This window comes from Faucicola osloensis (genome assembly GCF_020041925.1).
Taxonomy (GTDB): domain Bacteria; phylum Pseudomonadota; class Gammaproteobacteria; order Pseudomonadales; family Moraxellaceae; genus Faucicola; species Faucicola osloensis_D.
Map to the genome: position 1 here is coordinate 1,497,717 of NZ_CP083409.1, position 22,052 is coordinate 1,519,768.

17 protein-coding genes and 1 pseudogene are annotated in these 22,052 nt (G+C 44.0%); 10 read left to right on the plus strand and 8 right to left on the minus strand.

Annotation, left to right across the window (positions count from 1 at the left end; genetic code table 11):
- Positions 1-467: 467 nt before the first annotated feature.
- From pilG to LAJ61_RS06685, 9 genes and pseudogenes are all read left to right on the plus strand, one after another.
- The gene (pilG, locus tag LAJ61_RS06645) at positions 468-854 is read left to right on the plus strand and encodes a twitching motility response regulator PilG (RefSeq protein ID WP_135888586.1); all 387 of its coding nucleotides are present in this window, start codon (positions 468-470) and stop codon (positions 852-854) included.
- Between the two features lie 232 nt (positions 855-1,086).
- On the plus strand, positions 1,087-1,449 hold the full coding sequence (locus LAJ61_RS06650) for a response regulator (RefSeq protein WP_036592735.1): 363 nt from the start codon (positions 1,087-1,089) through the stop codon (positions 1,447-1,449).
- Between the two features lie 5 nt (positions 1,450-1,454).
- Positions 1,455-1,991 carry a chemotaxis protein CheW gene (locus LAJ61_RS06655; RefSeq protein WP_224053283.1) on the plus strand — a complete coding sequence of 179 codons (537 nt, stop codon included), beginning with the start codon at positions 1,455-1,457 and terminating at the stop codon, positions 1,989-1,991.
- Positions 1,992-2,413: 422 nt separating this feature from the next.
- A pseudogene (locus LAJ61_RS06660) lies at positions 2,414-3,445 on the plus strand (methyl-accepting chemotaxis protein); the annotation flags it as partial.
- Between the two features lie 251 nt (positions 3,446-3,696).
- Positions 3,697-4,560: a CheR family methyltransferase gene (locus tag LAJ61_RS06665; protein WP_224053284.1), complete on the plus strand. Its 864-nt coding sequence runs from the start codon at positions 3,697-3,699 to the stop codon at positions 4,558-4,560.
- 171 nt (positions 4,561-4,731) lie between these two features.
- Entirely contained in the window at positions 4,732-11,379 is a 6,648-nt protein-coding gene (locus LAJ61_RS06670; RefSeq protein WP_224053285.1) for an Hpt domain-containing protein, read from the plus strand.
- A gap of 28 nt (positions 11,380-11,407) precedes the next feature.
- Positions 11,408-12,361, plus strand: coding sequence for a chemotaxis protein CheB (locus LAJ61_RS06675; protein ID WP_224053286.1), 954 nt, complete (start codon positions 11,408-11,410; stop codon positions 12,359-12,361).
- 60 nt (positions 12,362-12,421) lie between these two features.
- Positions 12,422-12,985 (plus strand): hypothetical protein, encoded by a 564-nt coding sequence (locus LAJ61_RS06680; protein WP_224053287.1) that lies wholly within the window; start codon positions 12,422-12,424, stop codon positions 12,983-12,985.
- Between the two features lie 104 nt (positions 12,986-13,089).
- The gene (locus tag LAJ61_RS06685; RefSeq protein WP_159374088.1) at positions 13,090-13,647 is read left to right on the plus strand and encodes a cytochrome b; all 558 of its coding nucleotides are present in this window, start codon (positions 13,090-13,092) and stop codon (positions 13,645-13,647) included.
- Positions 13,648-13,775: 128 nt separating this feature from the next.
- On the opposite strand, the gene minE is transcribed toward LAJ61_RS06685, so the two are convergent.
- The 5 genes from minE to LAJ61_RS06710 all read right to left on the minus strand — a co-directional run bounded on the left by minE (position 13,776) and on the right by LAJ61_RS06710 (position 18,463).
- Positions 13,776-14,051 carry a cell division topological specificity factor MinE gene (gene minE / locus LAJ61_RS06690; protein WP_007115412.1) on the minus strand — a complete coding sequence of 92 codons (276 nt, stop codon included), beginning with the start codon at positions 14,049-14,051 and terminating at the stop codon, positions 13,776-13,778.
- 3 nt (positions 14,052-14,054) lie between these two features.
- The gene (gene minD / locus LAJ61_RS06695; RefSeq protein ID WP_062332529.1) at positions 14,055-14,867 is read right to left on the minus strand and encodes a septum site-determining protein MinD; all 813 of its coding nucleotides are present in this window, start codon (positions 14,865-14,867) and stop codon (positions 14,055-14,057) included.
- A 255-nt stretch (positions 14,868-15,122) separates the two neighbouring features.
- Complete coding sequence (minC, locus tag LAJ61_RS06700) at positions 15,123-16,103, minus strand: septum site-determining protein MinC (protein WP_224053288.1); 981 nt, start codon at positions 16,101-16,103, stop codon at positions 15,123-15,125.
- A 181-nt stretch (positions 16,104-16,284) separates the two neighbouring features.
- The gene (locus tag LAJ61_RS06705) at positions 16,285-17,346 is read right to left on the minus strand and encodes a hypothetical protein (RefSeq protein WP_224053289.1); all 1,062 of its coding nucleotides are present in this window, start codon (positions 17,344-17,346) and stop codon (positions 16,285-16,287) included.
- Positions 17,347-17,494: 148 nt separating this feature from the next.
- Positions 17,495-18,463 carry an acyltransferase gene (locus LAJ61_RS06710; RefSeq protein ID WP_224053290.1) on the minus strand — a complete coding sequence of 323 codons (969 nt, stop codon included), beginning with the start codon at positions 18,461-18,463 and terminating at the stop codon, positions 17,495-17,497.
- A 554-nt stretch (positions 18,464-19,017) separates the two neighbouring features.
- Between LAJ61_RS06710 and LAJ61_RS06715 the strand changes: the two genes are divergently transcribed.
- Positions 19,018-19,668: an OmpA family protein gene (locus tag LAJ61_RS06715; protein WP_224053291.1), complete on the plus strand. Its 651-nt coding sequence runs from the start codon at positions 19,018-19,020 to the stop codon at positions 19,666-19,668.
- Positions 19,669-19,788: 120 nt separating this feature from the next.
- On the opposite strand, the gene LAJ61_RS06720 is transcribed toward LAJ61_RS06715, so the two are convergent.
- The 3 genes from LAJ61_RS06720 to LAJ61_RS06730 all read right to left on the minus strand — a co-directional run bounded on the left by LAJ61_RS06720 (position 19,789) and on the right by LAJ61_RS06730 (position 21,926).
- Complete coding sequence (locus LAJ61_RS06720) at positions 19,789-20,289, minus strand: YfbM family protein (RefSeq protein ID WP_224053292.1); 501 nt, start codon at positions 20,287-20,289, stop codon at positions 19,789-19,791.
- A 172-nt stretch (positions 20,290-20,461) separates the two neighbouring features.
- Positions 20,462-21,169 (minus strand): DUF1345 domain-containing protein, encoded by a 708-nt coding sequence (locus tag LAJ61_RS06725; RefSeq protein WP_224053293.1) that lies wholly within the window; start codon positions 21,167-21,169, stop codon positions 20,462-20,464.
- 52 nt (positions 21,170-21,221) lie between these two features.
- Positions 21,222-21,926 (minus strand): pseudouridine synthase, encoded by a 705-nt coding sequence (locus LAJ61_RS06730; protein WP_224053294.1) that lies wholly within the window; start codon positions 21,924-21,926, stop codon positions 21,222-21,224.
- Between the last annotated feature and the right edge of the window lie 126 nt (positions 21,927-22,052).

The window sequence follows — 22,052 nt, forward strand, 5'->3', positions numbered from 1 at the left end:
ACAATCAACTTAAAAAATATAAAATAATGTAGAGATAACCAGTACAATGCGTTTTTCTAAGCTTATTTCAACATGTTTCTATCATCAGGTAATACCTGTATATTATCATGGCTCTATGGGCAACTTAACAAAGCAGTCACCAGATCAAACCCGAATGGTCATCAGGATGTTAAAAATGAACGATAAGTGCATCGATTTAAGCATACTTTGCAGCAAAAAAGTATGATAGTATTTTAACAATAATCACCATACAGTTGGTTTTTAACTATCCGTCTGAAATATTTGTTATATCTTATAAAAATTATTTACAATAGCTTTGTTTGATTGTCAAAAATTGTACCAGTGACTTTTGAGCGTTGATGGCATCATTTGATACCTGCCCCAACGCCTATGACTTAAAGTTTTGAGCAATCGCAATAGCACAGTGGGTAGCAAAATCATAGCGAAACAACCCTTAGGAAAATATTATGGATGCAAATTTTGAAGGCCTAAAAGTCATGATTATTGACGATTCAAAAACCATTCGTCGTACCGCAGAGACGTTACTTGCCAAAGCAGGCTGTGAGGTGACTACGGCTGTTGATGGCTTTGATGCGTTGGCAAAAATTGCGGATACTAACCCAGATTTGATTTTTGTCGATATCATGATGCCACGCCTCGACGGTTATCAGACTTGTTCACTGATCAAAAACAACGCAGATTTTGCTGCCAAGCCCGTAATTATGCTGTCATCAAAAGATGGCTTGTTTGATAAAGCGCGCGGTCGTATTGTCGGCTCAGATGAGTACTTGACCAAACCATTTAGTAAAGAAGAGCTATTTGACGCCATTGAACGTCATCGTCCTGCGTCTTAATACGCTGTGCTGAAGATTAACAACATGCCAGTACCACTGGTTAATACTTAAAGTTTACAATCACTAGCTACGACCAAACTAGAGATGACTAACATAAAAGCGCAGATTGCAACCTAGACGGGCATAGTTTGGGATACGTGTTTAACAGTTGTGCTGTCATGAGTACAGACACACAAAACAGCAAAATATAAAGCGATTAATATAATCAATCAGCATGTAAAAAGGTAAGTCTATGGCCAAAATCTTAGTAGTTGATGATTCACCATCAGAAATGGCAAAATTTCGGGATATTTTGACCCGTCATCAGTACGAAGTCATTGAAGCGCATACAGGCGATGATGGCATTCAAAAAGCCAATGAGTTTTTCCCAGACGTGATTTTGATGGATGTGGTCATGCCAGAGATGAACGGCTTTCAAGCAACCCGCAAACTAACCCGTGACCCGAAAACCAGTCATATCCCTGTTGTCATCATCAGTACTAAAAATCAAGAAACTGACCGCGTATGGGGCAAGCGCCAAGGCGCACGAGATTATCTAAGTAAGCCGATTACAGAAGAAGCCTTAATCACTGTAATCCGTTCCGTGATGGAGTAGGTTTCGTGTCTTCAAACGGCTTTATTGAGCTTTTACGACTCGCTGACCGCGGTATCAAACGACAAAAAGGTGCTCACTTTGACCAAAAAACCCAGTGGTTAGGGGTTGCGTTTTCGCTCGGTGGTTACCACTTGGTAGCGCCACTCGGCGATGTGGCTGAGGTGCTATCTTTGCCTGCTTATACCTCAGTACCTTTATCAAAACCTTGGCTATTAGGGATTGCCAATGTGCGGGGACGGTTACTACCGATTACCAATTTGTCGAACTTTTTAGGTTTACCTCCACCAAGCTCAAACTACCAATCCGCCAATCAAAAGATTTTGGTGATTGATCAACCCAAGCTCTTTAGTGGCTTACAAGTCGATGAGATATTGGGTATCCAGACCTTTAGTCAAGGGCAATATCAGCCTATCGAAATGCCGAATGATTCACCGCTCGCTCAGTATACGCATGGTCGGTTTATACAAAATAAGCAGATTTGGTATGTGTTTATGCCAAGCTTATTGGCGCAAGACACGCGTTATTTAGAAGCAGCGTTATAACATAATTTTCTAACTCATTAAAATAATTGAGGGATTACCGTATCATGGATACTAAAACTTCGACCCTAAGTACCAATACCAATTCCCCTGTCGCGGTCGGGCCTGGCAACAGTAGTTATCGTATGGATAGGGGGCGCTCAACCAACTGGATTTTTTGGGCAAGTATCTGTGGTGGCGTGGCTGCCTTGGCGTTTATTTATCAACTTTACCAGTTTCTGATTTTGGTACGTCAAGATAATAGTGTTGCCAATAGTTTTTTGACGATTTGGTTGCCCTCTATTTTGATTGTATTAGGCGTCATTGGGGCGATTTACTTTTTGACCCGCCAGATTAATGCTAAAACCTATCGAGAGAAGGCAGAAGGTGAGCGTGAAACGCTGCGTCAACGTCATGAAATGGAAGTTGAATCTGAGCGTGCCCGTAAAATCCAAGAAGAAAACGAACGTAACCAAATGGCGATTTTGCGTTTGCTTGATGAGTTAGGCGATTTAGCGGAAGGTGACTTGACCGTGAACGCGACAGTATCAGAAGACTTTACAGGGGCGATTGCAGACTCGGTTAACTTTGCGATTGACCAATTGCGTCAACTGGTTTCTGCGATTAACGTCACTGCAGAGCGAGTCGCGCGCGCATCTGACCAAACACAGGCAACGGCAGTGGAACTGGCTGAAGCCTCTGAAAGCCAAGCGCAAGAGATTGCAGGAGCTTCCGCAGCGATTAATGAGATGGCGGTGTCGATTGACCAAGTATCGTCAAATGCCGCTGAATCTGCTGCGGTTGCGGACCGTTCGGTTGCGATTGCCTATAACGGGGCAGAAGTGGTACAACGTACTATCGATGGTATGAATACCATTCGTGACCAGATTCAAGAAACCTCAAAACGTATTAAGCGCCTCGGTGAATCATCGCAAGAGATTGGCGATATCGTTGGGCTGATTAATGACATTGCTGACCAAACCAACATCCTTGCGTTGAATGCGGCGATTCAGGCATCGATGGCAGGTGAAGCAGGGCGTGGTTTTGCGGTGGTCGCTGACGAGGTTCAGCGCCTAGCAGAACGTTCAGCCACAGCGACCAAACAGATTGAAACACTGGTTAAAACCATTCAGGCTGATACGAACGAAGCCGTGATGTCGATGGAATCAACCACGGCAGAAGTTGTACGCGGTGCAAAACTTGCAAAAGATGCGGGTGAGGCGCTTGAAGAAGTACAAAATGTATCTAACAATTTGGCATCATTGATTCAAAGTATCTCGAATGCGGCGCGTCAGCAGGCAGCCTCAGCGGGTCACATTTCAAATACGATGAACGTCATTCAAGATATTACCTCGCAAACCACCTCAGGCACCATGGCGGCCGCTCGTTCAATCGGTCAGCTTAATGAAATGGCGGCGGCGCTTCAAGAATCAGTATCGGGCTTTAAATTGCCAGATGATACTTTAGCAAACGCTTAATGGCTAATGATTGATGATTAATTAGGTTTAGTAATCAACAGTTGGCTAAAAGTAGAGGGTGGTTTTAACCACCTTTCTTTTTATGACTGTTAGATAAAGTTATAAGTAGTAGATAAGGTTATGGGTGTTAGATGAGGGGTTGGAAGCGCTTGTTTTAATCATTGATTGAGATTTTTTAACGCCAAGCTATGTACCGATAATAAGTTATTCACCGATAACAACTAGGATAGGGGTAAGACTAGATAACGTTTATGCAACAATACCATCTATCTGAGCAAGCATTGTCACTGTGGCTCAATTATGTTGAACGCCAAGTGGGTTTTATCCTACCAAAGTCTCAGAACAACTGGGTAAAAGGTATCATTGAGCGGCATATGCGGCGCAATGCGCTTGACAGTACGGCGCTATTACAGACAATTGTGCAGAATTCTACTATCTATCATCAGCTAATCGATGATATATTGATTCCTAGAACCCAGTTTTTTCGGCATTTACCCACTTTTGCGTTTGCCGAAGCGGTTGCCAATGCATGGCATTTGCAGCCGCAAAACCAACAACGTAGTTTTACAGCGTGGAGTGTGGGATGTTCGACAGGGCAGGAAGCTATCACGATTGCGTTATGTCTAGAAAATGCCTTGGATGGGATGCAAGTTTATCAAGTATTTGGTTCAGATTTTCACCAGCAATCATTGATTGATGCGAACCTTGGCGAGTATGACAATGCGCAAAAACCGTTTATTCCTGCTCTCTATCATCACTACCTTAAAGACGTTGGCAGGGATAAATTTGCGCTAATCCCTACAATAAAATCGCAATTGCAGTTTTTTAGCAAAAATTTAGTCGATGCTGAGCAATCGATTCCTTTAGAGGCAGGTCAATGCCAACTGATTGTCTGCAACAATGTGCTAATTTATTTTCGGCAATTTGAGCAGCGTGACATCGTGCGTTATTTAGCCCGTTATTTGGCGGATGATGGTGTTTTGTTATTAGGCTCAGGTGAAAGTCTGGGGTTTAGTGATCCAGATTTACAGCAAATTGCCATGCCGACAATCAATGGTTATTGCAAAACGGTTGCCCCAGATTGGCTCAAAGCAGTGGCAAATATTGAGCGCTAATCAGTGAAGTCACTATTGAAGGGTATAAAAGCTATCAACCTGAGTTGACGCCAGACAGCTGGTAAGTTATTTTAAGTGATATAAGAAATTAATAAACGACTGCGTTACAGCTAACTTAAAATCGAGAAAAATCGTCATCGTTTTTGACAGTCGTTGTCCTAGGAATATGGTATGAGTAAACAACGTAATTTGATCGCCTTAGACTGGTTGATGCCTGTTTTAAAAGACGTATTTGGTGAGCTTAACCAGTTGCTACAACGACATGACGCGCAGCCAGCGTGGCAGTTAATCGATCAACATTTGCACCAAATCACCGGTGCGCTAGCGCTTGCCAACCAGCCAGCCTTATCAAAACTGGCAAAAACGCTTGATAAAACCACTATCGCCATTCAGCAAGAAACTTTATCCCCGCAGTATTTTAGTCAAATCAGCCATGCGGTGAGATTGCTGCAATTTGATATTGAACAAGTACAAGCTAAACAGCAGATTCATACCGACTGGGTCAATGACCGAATCGCTTATTTTGAGCAATTGCTTGGCATAGCGTCATCTTATGAGCCCATTCAACCTGCCACAGACAATACTTTATTATTTTTAAGCCAATTACCCACGCCAGACATCAAACACCCATGGGACAGTGCCCAAGCCGATGAGTTACTCAAAGTCTGGCGTTATAACAGTTTGCAACTACTACAAAACGCGACCAACGATAGCAAACATTTAGATGCACTGACCAAGGTTGCTGGCTATTTATCCCAGACTTCCATAAATCCTGCTTGGCGTCAATTTTGGCAGTTGGTCGCAGTGTGGTGCAATAACCTAACCATCAATGAGCAGCCTGTACCAACCGCTTATGCTTCGCTATTAAACAGTGTGTCATTGGTGCTGACGCATGATTTGACTCTCATCCCTGATATTACCGTGTCTCGTTTAGCAGTTGATGTGTTATTAGCGCTCAATGCGTTAACCCACAAATCGCATGATGCTAAAGCCCTGCTATCAAGCTTGGATATCAATAGTAGTGACGCGCTTGATAATTTATTTAGTCAAGTATTAGAAAAACTTGAAAAAATTATTTATCAAGTGCATGAGCCGCTCACCATTTTGCCGCTGCTTGAATCGGTCAAAAATAGTTTGGCAAATCGCGGTTGGGTGTTTTATGAAAACCAAATGGCGCAAATTATCGATGACGTGCGCTTGATGACGCAAGATACCTTTATGGCGTCATCTCTCAGTTGGCAGGTAGAACGCCAGCTGCAAGATTTTTATAGCCAGTTGTTGTCAACGGTTGAAACCCTTGATAGCCAAATTGGCTTACAGCATTTTGCCTATGCCAGCAATCCGCAAAATGAAGCGGTGCGGCAAACGCGCGTGCATGTTGAAAATATCAAGCGGTCGTTTAATCAATATATCCAAACCCGTGATTTAAATAAGTTAACAGTCAATGACGAATTGATTGCTACCATTCAAGTTTTTGGGGCATTAGGCTTAACACGTCCCAAAGAGTTGGTCGAACAAATTCGCTTATTATTTAGCCGTATTCATAAAAATTCGGTAGATGTATTAAGCTGGGAAGCCAGTGATGCCATCGCCGACATGATTGCACGCTTTGAGCTATTTTTGGATTATTTATCTAATCAGTCTGTCAACGAAGAATTTTTGGATCAAACCCAAACTCAGCTCAACCGCGCCAATTTATTGCTTAATCGCTTAATCGAAACGCCATTAACCGCCGCTGAAGTGGTAGCACCCACCAAGCACTTTGGCAAAGATACGGTGATTTACGATGATGAAGGCGAACGTATTGCCAGTGATATTGAATCACCAATGCAAGCGCTAGCTACTGCTAGAGAAGCGCCTAACACGCAAACGGCTATCACGCAAGAATCCCAAGCGCTAGCGGCTGCAAGGCAAGCCCTCAAAGCTGATGACTATAGTATGGATGAAGATATCCGAGACATTTTCATTGAAGAGGCGCAAGAAGTCCTCGCTGAGTTGGGTGAGCAAATTCCCGTATGGGAAGTGGATACTCATGAATTAGTTGCGCTCAAAGATATCCGCCGAGGTTTTCATACTTTAAAAGGCTCAGGTCGTATGGTCGGCGCACATCAAATTGGTGAGATGTGTTGGGCGGTAGAAAACATGCTCAATCGTGTGCTAGATGGCACTTTAGCGGTTAGTGATGCGTTAGTGGGCTTTATCAAAGATACCCATCGCAAATTGCCGACATTGGTTGAATATTTTCAGCAGCAGCGGGCGCCAAGTATTGACCCTGCGATTACCGTATTGCAAGCGACTAATCTATTACACCAGCAGCCGATTAATACAGGTCTGCCAGAAACCAATCGCTTAGATAGCCTTGTATCAGTCAGTGCTAGTGTGGCTGAAGACAGTGATAATATGGCTCAAAGCAGTGAAGTTGCCAGCGACACTGCGCTATCAACCACAGAAGATATTCATGCCTTACCTGAGGTAGTGGCTCGCGAATATGAGCAGCTAACGACGGTCACAGATGCGGTCAGCGATCCAGATATTCAAGAAATTTATATCGAAGAAGCCAATGAAGTGATTGAGACAATTGCACCGCTTAACCAAGCTTGGCAAGCTAAGCCCGATGATTTTGATACCTTAAAAGAAATCCGCCGAGGTTTTCATACCTTAAAAGGCTCAGGTCGCATGGTTGGCGCCAATCAGCTAGGCGAGCTTGCCTGGTCGATTGAAAACATGCTCAATCGTGTGCTTGATCATACCATAGCGGTAGACGAGGGGGTTTTACACCTGGTTGGTGATGTCATTGAGGCATTTGCTGGGCTCATCACGATTTTTGCCCAAAATCGTACAGATTATCCCGCAGTGATTCAATTATGGCAAGCCGTCGCTAATAGCTATGCCAAAAAACATGGCGACAGCTTTAGCTACCATCAAGCCTTATCCGCTTTTAGGGGACAGGCAGCAGCTTCGCCAAGTGCGCCACACACTGATGCGGCGCTATCGTCTAGTCACGCCACCGCCCAAACTCAAGCGCTACAGAATGTCAGTGACATCAGTGACATCAGTGAAATGGATGTCGCTGATGACGTATTTATTGAAGAAGCAGACGAGTTATTGGTCGATATTGATAACTTTATCACCCACCATTTGGGTGAGCCGGCAACGCATGTGCCTGATGCCATATTACGTGCATTTCATACCTTGCGTGGTGGCGCAGCGCTGATTGAACTCAACAATGTTTATCGCTTAAGCGCGGCGGTAGAAGAAGCACTGGGCGACTTATTACATAATGAAATGCCGCTCACCGCCAGCCAGTTATTGACCTTGCAAGAGGCTAAAGATCTGCTGCAAACCTACATTGATGAGCATAAAATCCATCATGATGTGACGGTGGTGGAAGATAACACTGACATTGTTGCCGACTTGATTGAACGGCTAACAGATGCCAATACCGAATCTTATGAGAGCACAAAACTGACGGTCAAAGACCTGATAGCGCTTGGGATTGATGATTTACTCGATGCCGATCAGCAAGCACAGGCTAGGTTTGTTGGTGAGAGTGAACAAGTTATTGCTTATGCCGAGCAGCTTGAACAACAAGCCTCAAGGCTTGCGCAAGCGACTGAAGGTTTAAGCTATTTTATCATTCCAAGTACTTTACAGTTTGCCTATAAAAAACTCGCTGATTATCCGCAATTTGCCAAAAACGAATACATTTATGATGGCTTGATGAGCTTACACAATCAGCTCATCAATATGTTTGACGCCATTGCGGCAGGACTGCGCGTCAATATCAATGAAGAGGCGATTGAAACCTTAAGAAAATTATTGGCAAAAAGTCAGTACCAAGCTGAGATGGATGCTATCGAGTACCAGACAGTTGCTACCGATGATGAACTATTGCAGATTTTCTTGGATGAAGTGCAAACCATTCAGCCCGATATGCAAAATTACTACAACCAATGGCTCAATAACCTTAGCAATTTAGAGGTGGTCAAAGAACTAGCTAATTATATGCACATCTTAAAAGGAGGTGCAGAGCTAATCGGGGTATCGAGTATCGTCGAGATGGCGCTACGTGGTGAGCAAGTGTATGATGCCATTGACAAAGGTATTTTACCTAGTGATACCGATACTGCTTCATTGCTGCAAAAGCTGCATGAAACCATTGCCTCACAGCTCAAGCAAGTTCGACAATTTAGTCGCTCTTTTGAAGCCACAGATTTTGCCCACCAAATCGATGAGGTCATCGCCGGCACAGTACAAAGTCGGGACTTGGTATTTGCGGTGCCACTGATTGTTGAAGCCAATCCTGAAGAGTCGATAGAGCAAAAACAACCTGCCAAAGAGGGTGATAGCGCGCTTGCGAAAAATGATCCACTCTACATCGAAGAAATTGTTAACAACTTTGAAGAGCGTCGTTTAGAGACTTGGAAAGGTCAAGAGCCTGACGAAGATATCTTAAAAGTGTATCTTGAAGAAGCCAAAGAGCTGATTGATAGCAGCAGCCAGCATTTACAAGAGTTCCGTAGTAATAACAGTGATCTTGCAGCATTACAAGCCTTGCAACGTGAATTGCACACCATCAAAGGTGGCGCAAGAATGGTCGGTGCAGAAGGGATTGCTACATTAGCGCACGAAATGGAAACCATCTACGAAGAGCTAGGCAGCCGCCGCAAACCTGCGACTCGGATGATTGGCAACCTATTGGCGGTGTGTCATGACTGGTTAGCAAGTGCGATTTATGTATTAGAAAATAAATTTAACCCACAAACGCCGGTGGCGTTGGTTGCAGCGCTGCAACAATTCTCGCGAAAACCTGATAGCTTAAAAGAAATCCCCAATGTTAACTTAGCCAGCCAAATTGAACAAATTGATATCTATCGCAGTAGTCTGGGGCAAGACACGTTAGAAGTCAAACAGCGCGACCTAAGCATCATGCCGCTGATGACGGGTAACTTTGAATCTGAGCAAGATCAATCGAGCCTTAATGCTGAGACGCTTAGGATTTCTGCAAGTACCATCGAGCGCATGATTAACCTATCAGGTGAGTCCGCGATTAACCGCTCACGAATCGAGATGGGTATATCGAGTCTATCAAACAATATCGAAGAGATGGGCGCAACCGTACAGCGTCTAGCAGATCAGCTACGCCGTATGGAAACTGAGCTTGAGATTCAAATTTTGTCACAAATTGGTGAGGAACATGCGTTAGAAAATGACTTTGACCCGCTAGAGATGGACCAATATTCAGCGCTGAACCAACTGTCAAAATCGCTCTCGGAATCGGCATCGGACTTGTTAGACATCAAAACCACCATGCTCGATAAAACCCGTGAAACCGAAAACTTGCTACTGCAATTATCACGCACCCAGTCCGATTTGCAAGAAGGGTTGATGGACTCACGTACTGTGCCATTCTCGCGTATCACGCCACGTCTGCAACGGGTCGTCCGCCAAACAGCCACTGAGCTGGGCAAATCTGTTGAACTGCGAATCCTAAACGATGAAGGTGAAATTGACCGTAATATCCTTGAGCGTATTACCTCACCGCTTGAGCATATGCTACGTAACGCCGTTGACCATGGTATCGAAAAATCGCAAGAGCGTATTGAAAGTGGTAAATCAAGAACAGGCTTAATCACGCTTGAAGTGCTGCGTGAAGGTGGTGAAATCGTTATCAACTTAATCGATGATGGGCGCGGTATTAATGTGAATGCGGTACGCCAAAAAGCGATTGAGCAAGGCTTGATTTCTGCCAAAGATACCAGTCTAAAAACACTTGATATCATGCAATATATCTTTAACGCGGGTCTGTCCACCGCCAAATCCGTATCACAAATCTCAGGCCGTGGTGTCGGTATGGATGTGGTACAAAGTGAGGTCAAACAGCTAGGTGGTGTAGTCACCGTCGACTCTGAAAGTGGCAGAGGCTCACGCTTTACCATGCGTTTACCATTGACGGTTGCGGTGTCTGATGCCTTAATGGTTAGGGCAGGGGATAAATACTTTGCTGTACCATTGGTGCAAATTGAACGTGTGATGCGGGTCAATATCGATGCGATTGCTAATTTTTATACCACGAATGCCGATAGCATCAATATCGATGGACAAGCCTATCGTCTGCGCTATCTCAATCAGATTTTGTACGGTAGCGACCCGGTGGATGCACTAGCGCACCAGTCAAGCAGTGTGCCAGTGATTATTATTCGTACTGACTTAGGTCAGCGCATGGCGCTGCAAGTGGATATGATTGCAGGCTCTCGTATTGAAGTGGTCGTTAAACCGCTTGGTCGTCAGCTCTCGCATATCGATGGCATTTCGGCTGCTACCATCATGGGTGATGGTTCGGTCATGCTCATTCTTGACTTGGTGGCATTGATGCGTAATGTCAGCAATATCGCCAAAGTCGAGCAGCAAAAAGCCAATAAGTCGGTCAAACAAGCGCACAAACCCGTGGTACTGATTGTCGATGACTCAGTAACCGTACGTAAAGTCACCTCACGCTTATTGGAACGTAACGGCTATGAGGCCCAAGTGGCAATGGATGGTATTGATGCGCTAGAAAAACTGCAAGAAATGCTACCGGAAGTTATTGTATTGGATATTGAGATGCCACGTATGGACGGCTTTGAAGTCGCAAACCATATTCGCCATAACCCACGACTCCAGCATATCCCCATTGTCATGATTACATCGCGTACCGGTGAAAAACACCGTGAACGCGCGTTTGGTATCGGGGTAAATGAATACATGGGTAAACCATTCCAAGAACAAATGCTGTTAGACACGTTAGCACGCTTTACCCAACAAGCAAAAACTGACTAAGCTGACCATGTAAAGGATACAATCATTCATGCTGTCAAAGCACTCACTGCCGCTGCGATTTTTTATCGTTGCTGAGGAAAATCAGCAACGGCTTGCCTTTAGCGATACCATTCGTTCATGGGGATTTGAAATTGTGGAATGCTTGGCGGCATCACAGCTGACCGAAAAACATTTTCAGCAAAAAGTGGATGTGTGGCTAGTCGATACCCAAGATGATTACGCCGTTATTCAAAATGTTGAAAAACAACTGAATGTCAATTTGACTAAGATTGTATTACTGGGCTTTGTCACGGCGCCTTATATCAATGAAAGTCTGTTATATGCCAAATGGCAACGCCAACTCAAGCGAAAAATCGCCATAATGCTAGAACGTAGCGATTTGCTAGCGCACTATGAGGCTGCCAAGAGTGAAATCAAACCGTGGAAATATGTGGTATTGCTCGCGGCATCGATGGGCGGACCGCTCGCCATTAAGGAATTTTTAGATAATTTGCCCGAAGATTTGCCAGTATCACTGTTACTAGCGCAGCACTTCAACCAAAATATGCTAAACACCTTGCCAAGAATTTTAAATCGTCACAACGAGTGGCGCTGTGACATAGTGACCAATACCCAAAAATTATTGTCAGGGCGTTGTTTGATTTTACCGATTGACCACAGCACGGTGTGTGATTCCAATGGACGGGTAATTTTGCAGCGTAAACCTTGGCAAGGCAGTTACAAACCGCCAATCAGTGAGGTCATGCGTAATTGCAGCGAAGCGTTTGGCAACAATTTAATCACTATCGTGTTCTCTGGTATGGGCAATGATGGTAGTGATGTGGCAGCGACGGTCAAAAAAAATGGCAGTATTATTTGGGCGCAAACCCCTGATAGCAGCACCTGCGCAAGCCAGCCACAAAGCATGATTGAAAGCAATCAAGTTACTTTTGTTGGCACCCCTAAGCAGTTAGCTGAGCAGCTAATCGCCTTGTGTGGCTAATCATATAGGCTGGTCAAGATAACCGCTAAATTTCTTATTAATCACTAAAATGAGCAAGCCATGGCAAACGAGTTAAACCGTTACTTTAAGCAAGATGAAGATGTAGGCGTCTTAAGTATCACCACAGGTCAATTAACCATTGCTCGAATTCCTTCTAGCATTTCGCCTGACTGGATTGTACCGCAAGCCTTGATTTTGAGCATTGATAACTATGATGAGCGCATTTGGAATTATATTTGGCGCGGTCAAGAAGTGCCGGTGTATCACTTGTTGCCAAAAGATGAGCAGCCCACCCACTTAGTGGTGTTAGAAAGCGTCACCGATATCCATCGTCTTGCCTTACAAATTCACGGGGAAGTGACTTTCCATTCTGTGCGTATTGCCGATCTCAAAGACGCTGATGACGCCACTTACCAAGCTGAATTAGCGACTAACTACCCTGACTTATTAACCGCCTTAAACGCGCCAGATGATGCGCTCGTCGAGAGTTCACGGGCACCGAATTTGGCAGATTACAGCCTACAGCACGCTTATATTTTTCAGCCAGTCATGTTGGCAGGTGAGCTATGTGTGGTGCCAGATTTGGACAAGCTCTCGCATTTCTTGGTGGATTTAGATAGTTAGACGCATTCCGCCTTCGTGCTATTTTGCCAACAGTCTGTTACTTTTATTTTGCCCAAACATTGCTAGAATAACCCAAAACAAATCATGATAAGGTAAAATTCATTATGGCATTATTTCCTGCAAATGAAGCGCCACAGCCGATTGCCCCACACGGTATCAACAAATGGTCGCTGTCGTCACGTATTTTCCATTGGATTAGTGTGGTATTGTTGATTGCGACTTGGGCAATGATTGAGCTGAATGAAGATGCGACTGACTTTACCTATTTTGATTTGCATAAAGCGTTTGGACTCAGTGTGTTATTTTGGACAATAGGTCGTATCATCAACCGTTTTGTCACCAAAGCCCCCGCCGATGTACCGATGCCAAAATGGCAAAATAAACTATCGCATTTAACCCATTTGGCACTGTACTTGATTTTGCTTGCCATGCCTTTGGCGGGCTGGTTTTCTGTCATGTTTGATGGAGAAGGGGTGAGTATGTTTGGGCTATTTGATATCCCAGCCTTTGTCAGTGAAAACAGTGATTGGTCAGGCACGTTAGAAAAAATTCATAAAAATCTGTTGTGGACGTTGCTCTTGGTTTTCACGGCATTGCATATCATCGGCGCGCTGTATCACCAATTTATCCAAAAAGACCATTTAATTCGCCGTATGCGCTAAGTTAGCCGATAGTATAAAAAGCCCATGTCATCATGGGCTTTTTAGTCACAATTTTTTAAATGCAACCTAGATTACCTAAATTAAAAGTAACTTAGACTAAAAGTAATCTAGATTAAGCGCAACATGAATTATTGGCGTGTACTATCAGGCAAGCTGATATTCATCTCCAACACTTCCATGTTCGCTTCATTGTGATGTTGAATATTGACGTCATCAATGTTGACACCTGATACGTAGGTATTGACCACTGCCAAAATCTCACGTTTCATTTTTTCGATACGCTCTGGGGTTAACCGATTGTGCAAGCGGTTTTCGCTGGCAACGATGACCTTTAGGCGCTCTGCGGCAGTATTGGCACTGTTTGACTTTTGCTCACCGCCAAATAAATTACTCCAAAATCCCATAGCCTAACCTCCAAACCAGCGTTGTAGGAAGCTTTTCTTCTTCACCTCGATATGGCGATAGGGACGTTCTTCCCCCAAGAAACGAGCGACCATGTCATCATAAGTTTGACCGGCTTTTGAATTTTGATCCAGCACTACAGGCACACCTTGGTTTGATGCCTCAAGTACGCTATTGCTTTCAGGAATCACGCCAAGTAGCGGCACTTTTAGGATGTCATTAGAGATGCTATTAATATCCATCATCTCACCGCGCTCCGCACGCTCAGCGTTGTAGCGGTTGATAACCAAGTGCTCACGTACCACACCTGTACCTTCTTCAACTTTTTTGGTACGGCTTTGCAAGATACCGATGATACGGTCTGAGTCACGCACCGATGAGATTTCTGGGTTGGTCACGATGATGGCTTCATCAGCATGGTACATAGCAAGCTGGGCACCGCGCTCGATACCAGCAGGCGAGTCACATACGATATAGTCAAATTGTTTGGCTAACTCATTAATGACTTCGGCGACTCCTTCGTCTGTCAAGGCGTCTTTGTCGCGCGTTTGGCTGGCAGGTAAGATAAACAAGTTATTGAGCTGTTTGTCTTTTACCAACGCTTGTGACAGGCGCGCGTTCCCTGAGATAACATCAACAAAGTCATACACGATGCGGTTTTCACAGCCCATAATGAGGTCAAGGTTTCTAAGACCCACGTCAAAGTCAATCACCACAGTTTTAAAGCCGCGGACGGCGAGACCCGTAGCGAAAGAGGCGCTGGTGGTGGTTTTACCTACCCCGCCTTTTCCTGAAGTTACAACAACGATTTTTGCCACTTTGGCATACTCCTATTCATAGCACGGTGTCAGTGAGGCGGTATTGAATCATTCAAGCCATACACACATTCACGCTAAACTGGTTTAAAAAATATGGATATAAATTAACGTAAATCGTTAAAAATTAAGAGTTAAATTTTAGTTAGCCTAAATTTGGTTAATTGGACTAGTTTAGCATAAAAAACTTTTCGAAGTTAATCGAGAGATTGACGATTTTTGCATAGATTGTGGTATAAGTGGTTGTTTAGGTGATTGTTATTCCATCAACTCAAACACCAAGCCTTGTCCATCCAAGTAGCTGACTTGTACCGCTTTATCCAAATACTCAGTAGGAATATTTTCTTTTAGGCAATAAGTCCCCGCAACTGACACCAGTGACGGGTTAAAACGCAAACAGAATATTTTGGCATTGGTGTCGCCCGTCGCCCCTGCGACCAATCGCCCTTCGGCTTTGCCATACACGTGTAGACTATAATCGGTAATCGCTTCCGCGCCGGCATTGATACCTTTGGTCAAAATCACGTCACCCCCAACATGGTTGATACTTTGACCTGAGCGCAAAATTTGACTATGCACCAAATCGCCTTCAAGCTGCGATTGGTGATGCGATGAGGCGACAAATTTGTCAGGTGCAGCTGCGGTATTATTGCTTGTGGTATTATTGGTTACGATATCACTGGCGGTTTGATTTTGTCGTTGGGTCGCTTGACTGTCGGATGTGAGTGATTGGGTAGGGGACTGCGCAACGTGTTGAGAGGATGGAGTATTGGCTGTGCTGTTTGATTTTTGCTCACTACCTGTCGCCACATTTTTTGGTGCTTTGCCGTCAATGCGCTGCCCATCCGCTGGAAAAATGGCAATGCGAAGCTCATTGGCTTGAGTGTCATTGGCGCCTGTGACCAACCCAATCGGCTGTAACCCTAGCACCCATAAGCCGCCCCAAAGCTGGGCTAAATTTAATGGCTGTTGACAGCTGACAATCACCGGTAAGTTGGACTGGCGTTGACGACCTAGCTTTTGTGCAATCTTTGTCAAAATTACTTTGATATCATTGCCTTCAATATTTAGGCGGGTAAAGTTCAGTAGCCTGCCAGTGAGTTTCACGCTAGTGGCTACAGGGTCGGTGGATAATGGGTTGGCTGGCTGCTGACTTTGCGGTGAATCCTGCTCTGATAGGTTATGTAAGTTTTGTGATGAACTATCTTGGGTCAAGTCAAGGGCAGCGGGCTGTGTCATGAAAAACCTTTTTATAATAACTTTTTATACATCAAAATCGATTCATACCGCATATTAGCAAGTATTATTTAAAACAACAACCATTCACCGCGCTATTTATTGTTTGGCAACCGATGCCGTAATAGGGCGATAAAAAAAGGGTTGAATAGCGGCTATCGGTCAGCCAAATTGGTGGATTCAATCAGCGTATTTGGTGCTTCCATTGTTGAATACGAACTTGGTTGGCAAGTGATGTCAAACTATCATCAATAATATCGCTAACTAATTTTTCTAGCGCAGGGCTAGTGACGTCAATTTGCACCAAGCTTTTGGCGATTTCTTCATACATCAGCGTGAGCGTTTGCGGTTTGGTAAGGTTGGTGGTCAAGCTTAATGTCAGATTTTCCCCAATGTGTTGTCCGATGCTGTGCATTTGGTTTTCTATCAGACTACCAGCAATCGGTATCAAGCGTAATATGCGGTGCAGCTCGGGCGTATCGGTCAGCGCTTGCTGAATGGCGACGCCCACTTGTTCTGCCAATGGTTTGGCAAAGATGGCAGGATTGGCGGGCGTGGATTGTAATAACGGTGTGGCCTCTTGCTGCAGTACTTCGACAATGACCTTTTGTATGTCATCTCGATGCTTATCGATGATGTTTTTGACCAACTGCCCATCGGTGTTGCTTATTTCGGTGCGGATATTGTCAATCGCAGTTAAAATCACCCGATCAGAAATCTCTTCCATAATCATTTGATAATAAAATTTGATCGTGGCAAGCCAACTGGCGGGCAGAACTTTGTAGCCCAGCTCGTGCAGACGATAACCAATCACGCCAACGCGCAGCAGTCGTAATGCGCGCAGCTGTGGTGCACAGCCCAACACTTCATACCAATGCACGAATGGAAAGAAAAACCAGCGGTAATAGCGTTTTTGGGCGATGGCAATCAACCAGCGAACCACAAGCTCTGCTACCAAAAAGATGGTAAACAGCCCCCCTGCGATTTTGAGCGGCTCGTGCCATCCTTGCTGATAACTGATGATACTGTCAAAAAACCCTAGCCAATTTGCTATTTTTGCCATAAAACTACTTAGCATCAAAGCGTCAAACCCCATCAGCAGCAAGTCCAACACAATGGCAACCATCATGATGGTATCGTAGGCTAACTGCCAACGACTGGGTTTGGCAGGGTGAGCAGCCAGAGGTTGGCTAATATTCGGGCTTGGCGTTGGGCTGGATTTTGGGTCTAAATTAGCAGTTGGCATAAAAAAGTGCTCAAAATGGGGTCAATAACGCAAAAAATGTGAGTGAGGACAAGGTAGGTAAGTCATACCTTGCATGGCTTACCTGAGATTTTAACTAGTAGTGTAATTAGTGATATGTCACTAGTTATTTGTGGCTAGTAATGTGTTGCTAGGGATGACGGGTAAAATCATCGAGCATGGCTTGGATACGTTGATCTTTTTGCTGCCACAAGGCATCAAGCCAACGGTACATATCTATTTTGGTTTGTTCATCCTGCTGGTATTTGCCATCCATGAGCCGCCGTAGCAAATCATCTGGCAATGCAATTTTTTGAATATCGACCCCGATGCGTTTGATATTACCTTGCCACAAATCCTGATAGGTAGGAATACCGTCAGGATACACAATCGTCATATCAAGCACGGCGTCTAAATCGTCACCCAACGCACCCAATGCAAGTGCAATGCCGCCCGCTTTGGGTTTTAGCAAATGTTGATAGGGCGATTGTTGCAAGTCACGTTTTTTTTCGGTAAACCGCGTGCCTTCGATAAAGTTAAGTAAGGTAAAAGGCTTGTCGAGTAAGTTTTGACAAGCGCGTTTGGCTTCGATGATATCGCGGTCTTCTAGCGCTGGATTTTTAGCAATCGCTGTTTTCGAGTAGCGTTTCATCATCGGAAAGTCTAAAAAATAAAAGGCTTGCCCCACAATTGGGATATACAGTAGCTCGTATTTGGCAAAAAACCGCGTTAACGGCAGTCGGTTTTCACTGATATATTGGATGACAGTCGTGTCGACCCACGATTGGTGATTACTCAGCAAAATATATTTGCCATTGACCGACAAGTCATCAGGCAGGTTGACGCGAAAATCAATATCGGGCAGGATGTTTTCAATCAAACGATTGTTGGTGTTGATCCAGTGATTGGCTATTTTTAACACGGATTTATCTGCCAATGTATGACCCGTTAATGTTTTTACTGCGCCCATCGCCCAAAGCGGTAGACTAAACAGCACTGAATTGCCTGTAATAGTGCCTGCCGCCATCGCTAAGCTGGCGTTTTGCGCCAAAGGTAATGATGTTTTACGCAGTTTATTTAACGTGTTTTTGAGCAATGATGGTTTATTGTTATTTGTCATATCTGGCTCCCACAAAGCTTACTCAAAAAAGCTTATTTGAATGAGATATAAGGAAAAATACTTGGCTTCATTAACTTGGCTTCGTTAACTTGGCTTCGTTAATTGTAAAAATAAGTGTTAGTTTAGCAAACGTCAAAAATGTTCACTAATAAATTTTTCTACACTGCCAACCACAAATCTTTCGAGTTTATTGGTGCTACGCTACAAATCCCAGTAAAGTTGATTGTCAAAAATTTTTTTTAAAAATTAACAAGTTATTAAATAATTTATGGATAATAGGTTGACTATGCAGCATGGGTTTCAACAAAATCACAAAGCATTTAATATATAAAAATAAATAATATAAATAATGAATACTTGAAAATATTTTGTAACAAATTATGCCATCCTACAACATCCTTAAGACAAATCATTACATATAAAGAAAAAGTTTATTGCATAATGAGCTCAATCACAAAGCAACTGAGTATTGTCAGATTTATCTGGCAAATGAGATAAAAACAACAAGTTGGTGCGTGACAATTATAACTAGAGGAATTCAAAGGAGATTACTCATGCGTACTAAATTATTAGCAGCTACTTTGGCATCAGGTGTTATCTTAACAGGTTGTGCCACAACGCCAACTGGTACGACAACAACAGGCATTACCAACAATAAAGCGCTTCTTGGTGGTCTATTAGGGGCAGCCGCGGGGGCGGGTGTTTCAAAAGCAACAGGCGGTGAAAGAACCGGTCGTGATGCGGCAATCGGTGGTGTACTAGGTGCAGGCGTGGGTTACTACATGCAGCAACAAGAAGCTAAACTTCGTGCGCAAACTGCAGGATCTGGCGTGACGGTAACCCGTGACCCAGTAACTAATAACATTAACTTGTCTATCCCTGAAGCGGTAACTTTCCGTGTTGGTGATTCTACCATCCTACCTAACTTCTACACGACATTAGACAAAGTTGCTACCACATTACGTGACTATAATCAAACTAATATTCAAGTAAATGGTTATGCCTCAGTGGAAGGTGATGCAAATAGAAACCAACAATTATCACAGCGCCGCGCATCAGCAGTCGCTAATTACTTAGTCAATCGTGGCATCTCTGGTAACCGTATCAGCGCTATTGGTCGCGGTGAAACAACACAATTTGGCTCAAGCTATGAACCAAACCGCCGTGTAGAGATGACTATCCTTGCACCCCAGTCAGTTAACTAATCAGTCGGTCAACTAATCAAGTCAAGCTAGATGATATTTTCATCCGCGCATTGATAAAAAAGGCACCTTTTATAAGGTGCTTTTTTTGGTTCAAAAAATAAAAAAAGGACCATATCGACGTTATAAAATACTCACCACAATATTATTGCCATTGTCTAAGGCATCATTATAAAAAGCCAATAACTCATTATATGAAGCTAGCAATTCTTTATCCAAGTTTTCCTTTTTGTCTTGCCAAATATTGGGTGGAAAAATAGCTTGCTCACGTAGTGACTTCATCGAGACTTTCTCTAAGCGTTTTTTAAAGTTAATTTGTTCTAAAGCATCAACGATTTCGACAATATGTGCCCACGGGGTAAAAGCAATGAAATCGGCCTCTTCCCTGTCACTAAAAGTTTCCACACCCACCACAAACTCACTAACAGGCTCATCAGGTACTGGTTGGGTGGCACTGTGTTTGGTTAACACAAAATGGATAATGTCCCACAGTTTGCCCAAATCTACCAATTGCGCTTGAGGCTGCTCACTGATGCTTTCAAGTAACGCGGTTCGCGCTGTATCAGTGGCATTTTGCAGTTGCTCGAGCAGGGCGTTATCGACCATCAAATATTGTGCGATCATACAATTTCCTAGTTATAAAGTAGCGAGATATTAGCGTAGTGGGATATGACAGTCCTATCACTTTATGTTAAGACAAGGACGACAAACGAGGATAGTATACCTCATACAGCAAGCGATTTTGACGATGTATTCACTTGAATTTAACCGACTCATTTAGCTAACTTATTTAACTTTAACCGATTAGGCCCGCTGACATATTGATTAAGGACGCTAAAATTGCGGTATTAAAGAAAAATGATAACACACAATGGATGGTACCGATGATCCGACTTTGCTGGGTATTGAAGGCGATATCCGCTGTTTGACCAGATGTGCCAATGATGTAGGAAAAATATAAAAAATCCCAGTAGGCGGGGTCGTCATCATTAGGAAAATCTAGCATTTCTGTGTTTTTTTCTTCTTTAAGCAAGAAATACTCGTGGGTGTAATGAATAGCAAACATGGTATGGATAAACAACCAAGCCGTCAAAATCGTCATGGCGGTGAGCGCGATATGAAACAGCATCAAAGCACCTTTGGCGTCCTTGCTTGCGCCCAACTCTACGACAATCGCCAGCATACTGACAATGGCTGTGACAAAAACCAAAATCAGCATTAACACCGTGCCTTCGTCTTCAGCATGGGCTTTATCCAAAATTGCATTTTGATCGGCTTTATACATCATCCGAAAAATAGCCAGTAAATACACCCAAAGTCCGATATTCCAAGCCAGCAAAAATTGCGTCACAAACTTCAGTTTATCGTAGGCTACCGCAAACGTCCAATCTTTGGGCAATAGACCAACCAGCGCCGATAATCCAAAATACACCACCACCATCGTGGCAAACCCTAACAGTAGCCGAGGGCGGCTTTGAAAAAAACGATAGATGTAACCGATCATGGCTGTTTTCTCATAGCGGTTTCCTTATGGCTGTCTACTCCCGGCTGTCTAATCATGGCTGCCTGCGCCGGCTTGTTGGGTGCTTTGATGGTGGCGATTTAGGCATTAAAACGCGAGGTTTTTTGCGCGCTTGTGGTTTTGTCGTTGCCGCGGATAAAGGTTGGACACCCAGTCGCTTTAAATCGGCAGGTGATAGCGGTATTTGTGTGGATGCGCCAACCTCTAAATTTCCCAAGCTAAAGCCACTCGATGCCATGCGAATCAGCCGCAAACAGGGCAGTCCCACATGGGCCGCCATGCGACGCACTTGACGATTTTTACCTTCAAAAATAGTAATGGCGAGCCATGTGGTGACTTTGCGTTTGGCAATCTTGTCAGGCGCTTGCCAAATATGCTCGGCAATTTGTGCTTCGCTTAGCCGCACAACTTCGGCAGGTAAGGTGATACCGTCTTTGAGTGGCACCCCTGTTTGTAGTTGCTGTAGCTGGGCATCGCTTGCATCGCCTTCCACTTGTATCCAGTAGGTTTTGCCTTGTTTTTTGCCTGCATTGGCTTTGGGTGGATGAGTCAAGGCTTTATTAACCTGCCCATCAGCGGTTAGCAGCAGCAATCCTTCGGAAGTGGCATCTAATCGCCCCGCCACGCGTAAGCTTTTATCGCTAAAATAATCGCTGAGCGTTGCAAAGTTGTTATTGTCATCGCTGCGAAATTGGCTAAGTACGCCATAGGGTTTGTTAAATAAAATCAGTGTCGGCATGGTAGAGGATGACAAGTGAGTGAAAAAAGCTAAAAACACATCGAGCAGTTGGCTGCTAAGTTGTTCAGTGTAAACGCTAATTTTGGCTATTGCAATTTGGTTATTGCAACAAAGTCACCGTTATAA

Bases quoted from the DNA above. Each gene is read 5' to 3' on its own strand.
- pilG (WP_135888586.1), top strand. From the start codon at position 468: ATGGATGCAAATTTTGAAGGCCTAAAAGTCATGATTATTGACGATTCA.
- LAJ61_RS06650 (WP_036592735.1), top strand. From the start codon at position 1,087: ATGGCCAAAATCTTAGTAGTTGATGATTCACCATCAGAAATGGCAAAA.
- LAJ61_RS06665 (WP_224053284.1), top strand. From the start codon at position 3,697: ATGCAACAATACCATCTATCTGAGCAAGCATTGTCACTGTGGCTCAAT.
- LAJ61_RS06670 (WP_224053285.1), top strand. From the start codon at position 4,732: ATGAGTAAACAACGTAATTTGATCGCCTTAGACTGGTTGATGCCTGTT.
- LAJ61_RS06675 (WP_224053286.1), top strand. From the start codon at position 11,408: ATGCTGTCAAAGCACTCACTGCCGCTGCGATTTTTTATCGTTGCTGAG.
- LAJ61_RS06680 (WP_224053287.1), top strand. From the start codon at position 12,422: ATGGCAAACGAGTTAAACCGTTACTTTAAGCAAGATGAAGATGTAGGC.
- LAJ61_RS06685 (WP_159374088.1), top strand. From the start codon at position 13,090: ATGGCATTATTTCCTGCAAATGAAGCGCCACAGCCGATTGCCCCACAC.
- minE (WP_007115412.1), bottom strand. From the start codon at position 14,051: ATGGGATTTTGGAGTAATTTATTTGGCGGTGAGCAAAAGTCAAACAGT.
- minC (WP_224053288.1), bottom strand. From the start codon at position 16,103: ATGACACAGCCCGCTGCCCTTGACTTGACCCAAGATAGTTCATCACAA.
- LAJ61_RS06705 (WP_224053289.1), bottom strand. From the start codon at position 17,346: ATGCCAACTGCTAATTTAGACCCAAAATCCAGCCCAACGCCAAGCCCG.
- LAJ61_RS06710 (WP_224053290.1), bottom strand. From the start codon at position 18,463: ATGACAAATAACAATAAACCATCATTGCTCAAAAACACGTTAAATAAA.
- LAJ61_RS06715 (WP_224053291.1), top strand. From the start codon at position 19,018: ATGCGTACTAAATTATTAGCAGCTACTTTGGCATCAGGTGTTATCTTA.
- LAJ61_RS06720 (WP_224053292.1), bottom strand. From the start codon at position 20,289: ATGATCGCACAATATTTGATGGTCGATAACGCCCTGCTCGAGCAACTG.
- LAJ61_RS06725 (WP_224053293.1), bottom strand. From the start codon at position 21,169: ATGATCGGTTACATCTATCGTTTTTTTCAAAGCCGCCCTCGGCTACTG.
- LAJ61_RS06730 (WP_224053294.1), bottom strand. From the start codon at position 21,926: ATGCCGACACTGATTTTATTTAACAAACCCTATGGCGTACTTAGCCAA.